Genomic DNA, 13,248 nt, shown 5'->3' with positions numbered 1-13,248 from the left:
TTATTTTCTTTGTGATTTTCTCTGTGGCTCCGTGTCTCTGTGGTAAATCTTTTTTCTTCACCACAGAGGCACAGAGGCACGGAGATTTAAATTAAATGTGTTAACAATCCATCTCTTAACTTAGGTTCAAACCAGGTTGATTTTGGCGGCATAACTTCACCAGCGTCTGAAATATTCATCAAGTCATCAAGTCCAGCCGGATAAAATGAAAATGCAACTGCAGCTTTACCAGAATCAACAATTTTTTCCAATTCTTTTGTTCCGCGTATTCCGCCAATAAAATCTATTCTTGTATTTGTGCGCGAATCATCAATTCCAAGTACAGGATTTAATAAAAAGTTTTGAAGAATACTTACATCAAGTTTTTCTCCAACCGATTTTTCTAAAGACAAACTTGCAAAGACGGAATCTCTTGGTTTAAGTTCAAACCATTCTTTATCAATATACATACAAAAAGTATTTTTGATTTTGGGTTCTTTATCTGTAGTTGGAGTAATAGTAAACTTATCAGCAACAGAGTCCATAAAATCTGCTTTGCTTAATCCATTCAAATCAAACACAACACGATTGTATGGACGAATCTTTAACTGATCTGCCGGGAAAAGCACAGCAATAAAATAATTATACTCTTCACTTCCGGTATGATTTTGGTTTGCTTTCATCTTTTCTTCTCTTGCACGACTTGCACTTTTTGCACGATGATGTCCATCAGCAATATACAGTTTATTAATCTTGGCAAACTCGTTTTCAATCGTTAAAATATTTTCATCCGGCATAATCCAAACTGTGTGCTGAATTCCATCCGGTGCAGTAAAATCATATTCGGGCTTTATGCTTTTCATTGTTTTATCAACAAGCTCGTTAACAGTTTTAACTCCGCGATAAGTTAAAAACACAACACCTGTTTGTGCTTCTGTTGTAATGATGTGATTTGTACGATCATCTTCTTTTACCTTGCGGGTTTTTTCGTGTTTAAGAATAACATCATTATCATAATCATCAACAGAAAAGGTTGCACAAATTCCTGTTTGTGATCTTCCATCCATAATTAATCTGTACAGATAAAGATGTGGTTTTTCATCAACATTTAATGGAGCTTGTTCAATTATCTTATTAAGATTTTCTTTTGCTTTTAAATAAACTTCTTTTGAGTAAACATCTTTTACATCAGGCAAATCAATTTCTGATCGTGTGATGTGCAGATAACTAAGTGGATTACCTTTGGCAAATTGTTTCGCTTCCTCACGATTAACTACATCATAAGGAACGCTTGCAAATTGCTGGGATTTTTCTTTTGTAGGTCTAAGTGCTTTAAAGGGTCTGATAACAGCCATAAAAATATTTTCCCTTGATTAAATAATATTGAAAATTGCTTATTCAAAAATCTTAAAAATTCTATCAATAAACCAATTAAAAGAATTGAGATTTAGAGTGATAAACATTAGAAATAGAAGTATTACGCTGTGAGTTTTAAATTCTGAAAGTATTTTTTTATCGAATAAGTGTGATGTGTCAGGCAAGTTTTCCGGTAGATCGTACATTGTCATCACCTTTTTTTGTTAGTGATTCATCTGTGAGATTATTAAATATTTTTAAGGTTGATTCGGACTCGATTTTCCAATCGTTTATAAAGTCTTCAAGTTTATAATACATACATTGATCTCCATTTTTAAGTCACACTTCGACAAGCTCAGTGTGACAAAAGTTTTTTGATCAACTATCATCCCGAGCGAAGTCGAAGGATGACAATAAGACTAATTTAAATTAGATAATATCTCTTTTAATTTAATAATATTTTCTTTCCAATCTTTTGTTTCGCTCTCTCCTTTTCAACAACTTCCGGAGCAGCATTGGCAACAAATTTTTCATTGGAAAGTTTCTTTTCAATTCCTGCAAGTGAACCTTCAAGTCTGGTTATTTCTTTTTGGATTTTTTGTCTCTCAACATCAAGATCAATCAATCCTTCAAGTGGAATAAATATTTCAACACCTCTTAAAACTGCAGAAGCACTTGCTTTTGGTTTTTGAATATTCGCATCAACTTTTAGCTCTTCAACTTTTGCAAGTTTTTTAATGTATTCAATTTGATAATCTTTAACTGAAGAAGATTTGATCATCGCATTAACTTTTTTAGAAGGTGCAATGTTCATCTCACCGCGAATATTTCTTATTGCAGTAATAATATCTTTTACAAAATCCATTTCTTCATCAGCAGAATCTTTAATCATCTTTTCATCCACGGCAGGATAATTAGAAGTAGAAATACTTTCTCCATCTTTTCTTTCACCCATCAATTGCCAAAGCTCTTCTGTAATAAAAGGCATAAACGGATGAAGCATTTTAAGTGCATCTTCAAAGATTGAAATTGCACGTGTTAGAACTGCAGATTTAACCTCAACATCATCAGCATAAAGTCGGTTCTTTATCATCTCAACGTACCAATCACAGAAGTCATTCCAGATAAAACTATAAATAAGTTTTATTGCGTTATTAACTTCAAACTCATCCATAGCTTTATTAAGCTGAAGAATAGTTTTGTTTAAACGAGAGTATATCCATTCATCCGCAAAGTCAATGTGTGCATTTTTCAGATCTTTGTTAAGAGAAATATTTTCGGCATTCATCAATAAAAATCTTCCGGCATTCCAAATCTTATTTGCAAAGTTTCTGCCAAGCTCGCATTTCTCTGTGCTAAACATTACATCCTGTCCAAGCGGCGCAAGATAGATTACAGTAAAACGCAGAGCATCGGCACCATAATCTCTAATTACATCTAGCGGATCTGGTGAATTGCCGAGAGATTTACTCATTTTTCTTCCTTGAGAATCACGAATGATACTTGTAAAGTAAACATCGCTGAAAGGAATATTTTTTGAAAATGCATACCAGCCATAATCATTCGCGCAACCCAAAAGAAAATTATATCAGGTCCGGTTACAAGCGTGTTAGTCGGATAATAATATTTTCTTTCATCTTCGGTTTTAAATATTGCGTGCGCCCACAACCAGCTTGATGCCCATGTATCTAAAACATCTTCATCCTGTTTAAGGTTTGTTGAACCGCAGTGTGGACATTTTTCCGGTGGAGTGAGAGAGACAATAGGCTGTTTACATTCTAACTTACAATGATCATCACCAACACAATACCAAACAGGAATTCGATGCCCCCACCAAAGTTGGCGGGAAATACACCAATCGCGAATTCCTTCCATCCAGTGGAAATAAGTTTTTTCCCAATGCTTTGGATAGAATCTAACTTTGCCCTGTTGTAGAACATCAACAGCGGGCTTTGCAAGGTCATCCATTTTCATAAACCACTGTTCACTTAAGTATGGTTCAATCGGAACATTACCGCGTTCAGAATATCCAACTTTGTTTTGATAATCTTCAATCATATGAAGGAAGCCAAGTTCATCCATTCTTGCAACAATTTTTTTTCTAACTTCGTAACGATCGAGGTTTTGAAATTCTTCGGGAACATTGTTGTTTGTTGTTGCATTATCATTAAAGATATTTATCATTTCCAGTTTGTGGCGCTGCCCCATATCGTAATCATTAACATCGTGAGCGGGAGTAACTTTAACTGCACCGGTTCCAAATTCCATATCAACATAAAAATCAGCGAAGATTGGAATTTCTCTATCAGCAATTGGCAGCAAAATCTTTTTGCCGATAAGATGTTTGTATCGTTTATCATTTGGGTTAACGGCAACACCTGTATCACCAAGCATTGTTTCGGGTCGTGTTGTTGCAACAGTAACAAATTCTTCAGAATCCATGACAGGATATTTGAAATACCAGAGTTTTCCGTTAACCGTTTTAAATATTACTTCTTCATCTGAAATTGCAGATTTATTTGCGGGATCCCAGTTAACCATTCTGTAACCGCGATAAATTTTTCCCTCATTGTAGAGTTCAACAAACGCTTTTATAACTTCGTGATAATATTCATCATCCATTGTAAAACGTTCGCGCCGCCAATCGCAGCTAACACCGAGTTTTTTTAACTGCTGAATAATTATTCCGCCGTACTCTTTTTTCCAATCCTGGCAGTGTTCTAAAAATGCTTCACGCCCAATTTGATATTTATCAATCTGTTTATCAGCTAAAAACTTTGTTACCTTTGTTTCCGTAGCGATGGATGCGTGATCAGTGCCCGGAACCCAGCAAGCATTATAACCTTGCATACGTTTTGAGCGGATAAAAATATCCTGAAGTGAATTATTAAGAATGTGTCCCATCGTTAACATACCGGTTATGTTTGGTGGGGGGATAGCTATTGTATATGGCTTTTTTGTTTCGTCTATATCAGAATTAAAAATACCGTGATCATTCCAGTACTTATACCATTTATCTTCTACCCGAGAAGGATCATAAGCTTTTGGTATCTCGGAAAACTTTTTGCAGACATCTGTATCTCTGTTAGTGAAATTTTGAGTTGTAAATATAAGGAAAATTGAGGAGTAGGGAAGATAGGCAATAGCACGCAGATGTCGCAGGTTGGGCAGATTAAAGCTGATTAAGACAGAATGAATTTAAAGATAAATTAGCTGAACTGAGAAGTCCATGGTTTTAATGAATAATTTAGCGGCAAAGAACACACCCCTTTGTCCCCTCTCAAGAGGGGAATTAAAAAAGTCTAAAACATGGTTAAAAAAATTGCACGAAAATCAGAAATGCGAGTATGGCTGCACTAATTATCAATAGGTAATATCTATAATCTTTTGATGGTTTTTGCATTTGTGTTGTTGAAGAATTAGGCTGCCTAAAAGTTGGGAAACTATTTTAATGTGCTTTGGAGGCTCAACAATTTTAATAGTCTTTTAAACAGCCTAAGATTAATTATTTCATCAAGGTTATTTTTTTTGTGGATATAAAAGCACCTGCTTCCATTCGCACAAAATAAATTCCGCTTGTAAGATCTACAGCATTAAAAATTATTTCGTGTGAACCCGGTTCATATAATTTATCTGCAAGACTTGCCACTTCTTCGCCAAGTGCATTGAAAACTTTTATCTTTACAATAGATGCTTCCGGCAGTGAAAACCTAATTGTTGTGCTTGGATTAAATGGGTTTGGATAATTTTGTGCTAAATCAAATGTTAATGGAACATCAATTGCCACCTCTAGAATATCGCTGTATTCTGTTTGCCCGTCATTATCAATTTGTTTTAATCTATATTCATAATTGCCTGAAAGTAATTCCGCATCAACGAAGGAGTATTCTTTTGGTGAATTGGAATTTCCGTAACCATTTTCAAATCCAATTTTAATCCATTGATTATCACTATCGGATTTTCTTTTTTGAATTTCGAATCCATAATTGTTTACTTCAGTTTGTGTAATCCATTTTAGTGTTACTTTATTCTTTTCAACAGCAGCAGTAAATGATGAAAGCTCAACCGGAAGGGGGGAGTTTATATCAGTCTCCCATAAGCCGCGTCCGAATGTGCTGGCTCTCAACTTATCGGTTCCGCTTGAATTATAAAAAATTTCTAATTCCGTTACTACAACATTTGGTAAGCCGCTGCTATAGGAAGCCCAATCAGATGAACCGTCTTTCACATATACTCCGACATCAGTTCCAACAAATAAAACATTTCTATCAGTTAAATCTTTGTAATAAGTAATGCACATAACCGGAAGATTAGGAAGCCCGGTGGAAATGCTTGTCCACGTTGAGCCGCCATCAGTGGATTCAAAAACTTTTGAGCCGGCAGTAAATCCTCCACTCGTAATCCATAAAGTGTTCTGATCAGTATTTTTCACCGCGATGTATGTTATAGAATTTCCTGAGAGTACAGGTAAAGTTACAGTTGTCCAGTTTGTTGCACCACCATCAGTTGTCTTCCACATATTTGTTTGATCTGCTGTGTACAGAACATTAGAGTTTGATGGTGCAATTGCAAGCGAACGTAACTTTGTTGTTGCACTTAACTGTTGAGATGCACTCGTCCAGCTATCACCTCTATCTGTAGTTTTCCAAATTTTATCATAACCGGCAAAAAGTGTTGCACTGTTATTTGGATCAATTATGTAAGGAGTGACCCAAGCTCCTGTTGGCTGACCACCGGGTATATTTGCTGTTATATAGCCAGAAGCGAATGTCGAACCATTTGTACTTCGTCTTATTTGTCCCTGCACATAAGTTGCATACATATAGTTTGCGTCAGAGAAATCTATGATACACTCCATTCCATCTCCACCCGTTACATCAGACCAGGTACCTGAATTAAATAATTTTGAACCATTATCCTGTAAACCTGTAATTGTCTTTGTACTGATGGTTTGCGAAACCCCTAATCTATATATCTGGCTGATTACCATTCCATTAGTCCGATCTGTCCAGCTTGAGCCACCATCGGTTGTCTTGTAAATACCACCATCGTTCCCTTCAAAAAGTGTAGTAGAATTCTGAAACGCTAAAGTATGTTTATCTGCATGAACAACGGGCGCGCCGATTGTATTATAATCATAAGGCGGTGGTCCAGAACTACTTGTCCAGTTGTTGAGTGCGGTAAAGTTAACTCCCCCATCGGTTGATTTCCAGGTGATGATGCCGCCTATATATACTGTGTTAGCGTTTAAAGGATCAACTGCAATACACCAATCGTAACTGCCTTGTCCGGTAGCCGGCCCGCGTCCATCAGTATAATATCCAAGCATACCAGCAGGTGAACCTGAATTAACTACGGAAAAATTTGCCCCGCTGTCTGTTGATTTATAAACACCATATACACCACCACCACTGTTTGCAGCAAGCAAATAAACAACTGTAGGATCAGCAGGTGAAACTGCAATTTCACCACGCCTGCCATCTATTGCTACTGTAATAAACGGCCAACTTTCGCCACTGTCTGTTGACCTACTAAAATTTGTTTGAGAATATCCGATGCTTGAAGCATATATTATACTTGGATCCTCAGGCTTAAATTCCAAGTTACACCTTACACTCGTAGTCTTACGTATCCAATTCGTTCCCCCGTCTGTAGTTTTGTATATTCCATCTGTTGTTGCGGCAAATAAAATTGAATTATTTGTAGGATGGATTACCAGCGAATAAATAATTTTTTTTTGACTCGTTGTGTACGAAAGCCCTGTTGTATTCCACGTTGCTCCGCCATCAGTAGATTTTAAAACACCAATACTTGCATTGTCTGCAGCTTGTCCGCCACTTAAGCCCGACATACTACCCCCATCCCTGTCGCCGGTTGCAATGTATATTGTATTTGAAGTTGCGTAATCACTTGGAATAACTATTGCGCTTACACCGAGAACAGATTGATTGTCGTTTAAATTTGTCCACGAAGTTCCACCATCAGTAGTTTTCCATATACCGCCGGAAGGGCTGCCGACCCAAAAAGTGTTAGCATCTGTAGGATGAAAAGCTATACAGTTTATCCTCCCAATACCATAATATCCTCCAGCGGAAGAATTTGTACCGAGATTTACCCAGCTTTCGTTAAAAGTATTTTCTTTATTTAAAGTTGGGTGGGAGTTTTTATACTTTACATATTCATCAATAGAATTTGTTTGGGGGAACTCTCCGGTAGTCTGGTTTACTCTTTGTTCCCAATAGTATTCCCATCGTTTGTAAAGTTTCCAATTTGGAACTTTTTTTTCAACTCCATTTTCTAAAACAAATCCATTTTTAACGCCAAGCGAATCCCAATATTTATTCATTGTGTTTTGAATCTGGAAAAACGCGGCGTTGCCATCCAGATCATATTGATTGATATTTGCATCAGGTTTTATTTGAGCGAATATGGAATTTGTGAACAGAACAACCCAAACCATTAGTATAGTTTTTAGTTTTGAAGTGCCAAAATAAAATTTTTTCTGGCGCACTTTTATTCTCCCTTATTTATTAATTGATTTTGATTTATCAAAAATAACAAAACTATAAAATATTATAAGGAAGATGACACCATTGAATTAGATGTCATCTTCAGAAAAAATTTATAGATCAATCATTAAAAAATTTTTACAATGATTTTATATTGAGCAATAACATTACTTTAGCATCAACATCTTGCGAACTTGAGTGAATACCAACCCTGTCGGTGAAGCAGCTTCAAGTTTGTAAATATACATTCCACTATTCAATTCTTTGGCGTCAAAGTTCATTTTATAGATACCGGCTTCTTTAAATTCATTTACGAGTGTTCTTACCTCCTGCCCAAGTATGTTATAAACTACTAAGTTTACACTCGATGCTTGAGGAATTGTGAACTCAATTGTTGTAGATGGATTAAATGGGTTTGGATAATTCTGATCAAGTGAATATTCCATCGGCTGATTTATAACAACTTCAACTTCATTGGAATATTCAAACTGACCGTTATAATCAATTTGCTTTAAACGATAAGAGTAAGACCCCGAATTAAGAGAGTTATCCGTAAACGAGTAATTTCTTTTTTCAGTTGTTGTGCCCGAACCGGTGACAAATCCAATTTTTTGCCAATTGCTATTTGCTGATTTTCTTTCAATGTCAAAACCGGAGTTGTTTGTTTCAGTTGCCGTACTCCAATCCAGAGAGACAGAATTATTAATTACTTTAGTCGAAAAAGAAGTTAGTTCAACAGGGATTACACAATTTGCATTTATACTAAAGCCGGTTATTGTTTCAAACTGGACATAAGTCCCAATCTCTGTGGAAGTGCCATTATTGACATCAATCAACCTGAAAGACCCGCCTTCATTAAATCCTGCTATCCAGTATCCAGCCCAGTAAAGAGTACTATCAACAGGATTAAAGTCCATATCCTGGCTTCCAAAACTCACGTCGGGCAGTCCCAAATCAGTACCGATTTGAGTTGCCGCAGCAGTCGTAAGATTTAATGAGTAAAATACAGCAGCAGTTGAAAATCCAGCAAACTCGATATTGACAACGTAAGCGTTCCCGAAGCAGTCAATAGCGAATGCCGCAGGAAAATTTGCATTTTGAATATTTCCGACGACGGTTAATTCCCCGTTACTAAGATTCAATGTGTATAACACGGAAGCATCGGCAAAATCATTACCGCTTATCACATACCACACATCATTCACTGTGTTGTGAGCAAGTGCTCTAATCTGTGATTGTCCGGCAGCCAGTGGTCCAACCTCGGCAATACTGTCTGCTGTGAGTGATACAAAATCCAGATGGTATAAATAAAAACCGGTAAGACTAAAATTAGCCATAATGGTATATTGACTGTTTATGCCATCGTTATCTCCGGAAACAGGATATTTATCATTTCCTTGTGGAAGAAAATTCAATGATGTAAATGCGCCTGAGTTTAAATCAATAGTGCCGTATCTAAAAAATGCGCCATCAAAAGCATACGCTGTTGGTTGTGCTTCGATGTTGAAGTTGATAACAATAATTATCAGCGCCGTGAAAAAGATAGTTAGTTTTTTATACATGAGATTCTCCTTTGTAATTAAGTCATTAAATGTTAGTTGATTTATTTCATTAAATTTATTTTTATTGTTTGGGAAAAACTTCCCGCCGTTAGTTTAAGTATGTACAAACCGCTTGCATAGTTCTCTGCATTAAATATTAGTGTGTGCGAACCCGCATTCAACTGTCCGCTGAATAATATTTCAACTTCCTCTCCGAGCGAATTGAACACTCTTACTTTTACAAATTCTTCTTTGGAAATACTAAAGTTTATTTTTGTTTCCGGATTGAAAGGATTGGGATAATTTTGATTAAGGATATACTTCTGCGGTACTATCTCAACTTCAACTTCGTGTGAATATTCGAAAGAACCATCAAAGTCAACTTGTTTCAATCGGTATTTGTTTATTCCAGCCAAAGGATTTTGATCTATAAAATTATAATCGTTCTTATTAGCAGTCGTTCCATTTCCATTTATAAATCCAATAGGTATCCAGGTTGAATTTTGATTTACTCTTTGAATTTCAAAACCGGAATTATTTAATTCAGTTGCAGTGCTCCAGCTTAGATTTACCACTTGATTGTCAGTTGTTGCAGTAAACGAACTTAATTCAACGGGAACAGAGTTTGCAAACTTCAGCACATAAGCAATTGGTCCTCCGGAGGCTGGATAAGCCGTACCGGTAATCGTTAAGCCATCGGCAGAAATAGAATTTGCAAATGAACTTAGCCAGTCGGCTGCTTCAGTTACACCCAAACTATCTATAAGATAATCTTGAAGTAGTAGTATATCATCCCATTCGGGTCTTTTAATAAATGCTTGATAATTAAAACCGCCAACGTCAACATATCCAACAATAATATCATTATCAGAAATATCCTTAGCATAAGAGCCGGAGTTTAAATAAGAAGTATTAAACCAATTCATTCCTTGTCCCTCTGTCCATACAAATAATGCTCCTGTTGAACCACCGACAATTTTAGTTCCATCCGAATTTAATCCAAAGCATTGCCCATCCGGATAAGAAGAATCATAACCGCCCATAAAGTGAGGGGTGGGGTCCCAGTAAAATGCTCGTCTGCCAGGACCATTGAGTAAGCCATCCCAACCGACGATTTTTAATCCATTCGAAACATTGGCTACATCAAGTGCGTTACTGCTAAGCCCTCCTGTTCGTCCGAGCATGTGAAGTCCGGCACTATCCCAATAACAAGCTTCTGTTTTGTATATCGGAAGCCATTGCATCCCAACTATTATAGAGCCATCAGCGCTGATTCCATAGCCATAATTATAAGACGTTTCATCAAGCACCGGATAGCCGGGATAACCATCAAGCGGCATCCACTTGAGACTGTCGTAATAACCGGCTCTGAGAGTTGGGTTACCATTCGGAGCTATTAAGTTCGAATCAATGAAAGACCCTGCAACTCTTCCATTATTGGAAACTCCAAAAGCTTCAGAATAAGTGTTTCCAAGGCTGACTCTGCCTGCCGCCTCTGACCAAATAAAACCTGCAGCGGGATAATTCGACCCAACAACATAAGTTCCATTATTCGAAACTTTGGCGCCTCCGCCAAAACCTAAATTAAAAAACCTTACATCGCTTTGGGCTAAAAGTTGTAATGAACATAAAGAAAATATAAAAAGCACTAAGAAGCTTTTTAAGTTTTTGATCTTAATTAAATCATTCATTCGTTTTGTATTTGTTTATTTGATTACAAAAAAATTATTTCATTAAATTCATTTTTATTGTTTGGGAAAAGTTTCCTGCCGTTAGTTTAAGTATGTACAAACCGCTTGCATAGTTCTCTGCATTAAATATTAGTGTGTGCGAACCTGCATTCAACTGTCCGCTGAATAATACTTCAACTTCTTCTCCAAGTGAATTGAACACATTTACTTTTACAAATTCTTCTTTGGAAATACTAAAATTTATATTTGTCTCCGGATTGAAAGGATTGGGATAATTTTGATTAAGGATATACTTCTGCGGTACTATCTCTACTTCAACTTCGTGTGAATACTCGAAGGAGCCATCGAAGTCAACTTGTTTCAATCGGTATTTGTTTACTCCAGCCAAAGGATTCTGATCTATAAAATTATAATCGTTCTTATTAGTTGTTGTTCCATTTCCATTTATAAAGCCTATCGGTATCCAAATTGAATTTTGATTTACTCTTTGAATTTCAAAACCGGAGTTATTTAATTCAGTTGCAGTGCTCCAGTTTAGATTTACCACTTGATTGTCAGTTGTTGCAGCAAACGAAGTTAATTCAACAGGAACCTGCTGATCTATTTTTAACAATAATGCTTTGGGTTCACCGGCGGGCGAGTATGCAGAGATGCCGATTGTTTTTCCATCTGCTGAAATTGCCTGACCAAAAGCGAAATACCAATCGGTGTAGCCTGTAATTCCAAGGCTATCAGAGATATAAGTTGAAAGATATACAATATCTGACCAACCGGACTTTTTGATAAATGCCTGATAATTAAACCCCCCCGGGTCAACAAAGCCCACGATAGTTCCATTATCAGAAATTCCCAAAGCATCACCGGACCAATAATCAGAGGAATCTGCAACAACTTGCTGCATACCGGTTGCAGCAGTCCAAATAAATGGCCAGACTGAACCACCAACAATGACACTGCCATCAGAATTTATCCCCGTGATTCTCCGACTAAATAGGCAGGGTCGAACCCCCCATAAAATGTGGAGCGGGATCCCAATAATAAGCTGACCTATCAGGTACGCCGCCCGGTCCGGCATTCCATCCGGCGATAATTGATCCATCAAATGATAAAACATTTGCGCGGCTATTTCCACCATTAGTTTGTCCTAAACCAACAATGGTATCGTTTTCCCAATAAACAGCTTCGACTGTCCAGTTTTCATGCCATTGCATTCCGGCTATTCTGGAGCCGTCTCCCGAAATACCGTAAGCATGTGTAAAGCTTGTTTCATCTAATGGGACCAAACCGGGAAGCACGACTAAAGCATTCCAGTTACCATTTTCCCAGTAACCTGCTCTAAGAGTTGGGTTACCGCCCGGGGCAGGCAATGATGGATCGTAAAATCTGCCGGCAACTTTTCCATTATTTGAAACGCCGTAAGCTTCTGAAAATTCCATTGAACCCAGCTCAATTCTACCTGTGGATTCACTCCAGAGAAACGCCGGAGATGGATAGCTCATTCCGCAGACAAATTGACCGTTATTAGAAATGCCGCTGATACCGCCGGTGCCAAGATCAATTATTTCATTGGTTAACTGAGCAAAAGTGATTGAATACAACACGATAAATAAAACCGAAACTGTTTTGGAGATATTTCTCATTGGATTAGTCCTTAGATTAATTTAACAACCCAAAATTAACTTGAGGTATTAACTAATAATTAGGAATATTGAGCAAAGAATTGAGAGTTTTGAGCAGACTTCGAATTTAGAGGTTGAGACTTCTGGTATAATCACAAGAAATACAAAAGGAAGGGACTATTATTTAGAAGCTTTATAAGTAATTTTTACCCGTATAAAGAAATTCCTTCCCTGCCATCACTTTGCTGGAGCTCACTATCACATTGACGGAGCTCACTATCGGTTTTCTCGAGCTCACTATCACATGAATCTTGCGAAAACAATTTGATGGTTTAGATAAATAATCTGGGATTAAGTAAAATAATATCGTCAGACTGCATAAGTAAAATGATGGAAATGGAAAGCAATTAGGTGGATTAAAAAAAAAGATAGATTTGGCGAAAAAAATATTTAGAACGTACTAAAAAAAAAGTGACGCCGGCAAAAACGATGTTATTTAGAAGCACAGTTAAAAGAATTATCGGGGGCTTCAGATGGCATTGGCAGAATTCAT

General features: G+C 37.0%; 7 protein-coding genes and 1 pseudogene. All 8 read right to left on the bottom strand.

The features are described from left to right. Positions 1–86 precede the first annotated feature (86 nt). The 8 genes and pseudogenes from IPH11_07355 to IPH11_07320 all read right to left on the bottom strand — a co-directional run bounded on the left by IPH11_07355 (position 87) and on the right by IPH11_07320 (position 12,716). Complete coding sequence (locus tag IPH11_07355; protein MBK6913475.1) at positions 87–1,334, bottom strand: DUF1015 domain-containing protein; 1,248 nt, start codon at positions 1,332–1,334, stop codon at positions 87–89. A gap of 178 nt (positions 1,335–1,512) precedes the next feature. Continuing rightward, on the bottom strand, positions 1,513–1,653 hold the full coding sequence (locus tag IPH11_07350; GenBank protein ID MBK6913474.1) for a hypothetical protein: 141 nt from the start codon (positions 1,651–1,653) through the stop codon (positions 1,513–1,515). 127 nt (positions 1,654–1,780) lie between these two features. Continuing rightward, positions 1,781–4,386, bottom strand: a pseudogene (locus IPH11_07345) (valine--tRNA ligase). Positions 4,387–4,840: 454 nt separating this feature from the next. Then, positions 4,841–7,846, bottom strand: coding sequence for a T9SS type A sorting domain-containing protein (locus tag IPH11_07340; GenBank protein MBK6913473.1), 3,006 nt, complete (start codon positions 7,844–7,846; stop codon positions 4,841–4,843). Positions 7,847–8,011: 165 nt separating this feature from the next. After that, positions 8,012–9,406, bottom strand: coding sequence for a T9SS type A sorting domain-containing protein (locus tag IPH11_07335; protein MBK6913472.1), 1,395 nt, complete (start codon positions 9,404–9,406; stop codon positions 8,012–8,014). Positions 9,407–9,447: 41 nt separating this feature from the next. Continuing rightward, the gene (locus IPH11_07330; protein MBK6913471.1) at positions 9,448–11,076 is read right to left on the bottom strand and encodes a T9SS type A sorting domain-containing protein; all 1,629 of its coding nucleotides are present in this window, start codon (positions 11,074–11,076) and stop codon (positions 9,448–9,450) included. Positions 11,077–11,110: 34 nt separating this feature from the next. Then, entirely contained in the window at positions 11,111–12,175 is a 1,065-nt protein-coding gene (locus IPH11_07325; GenBank protein ID MBK6913470.1) for a T9SS type A sorting domain-containing protein, read from the bottom strand. Further along, positions 12,063–12,716: a hypothetical protein gene (locus IPH11_07320; GenBank protein MBK6913469.1), complete on the bottom strand. Its 654-nt coding sequence runs from the start codon at positions 12,714–12,716 to the stop codon at positions 12,063–12,065. The genes IPH11_07325 and IPH11_07320 overlap by 113 nt, the downstream gene beginning before the upstream one ends. Positions 12,717–13,248: the final 532 nt, after the last annotated feature.

It is taken from the genome of Ignavibacteriales bacterium, assembly GCA_016709155.1.
Lineage (GTDB): Bacteria > Bacteroidota > Ignavibacteria > Ignavibacteriales > Ignavibacteriaceae > JADJEI01.
The sequence above is the reverse complement of the archived record's forward strand: the minus strand, read 5'-3'. Positions and strand labels throughout refer to the sequence as shown.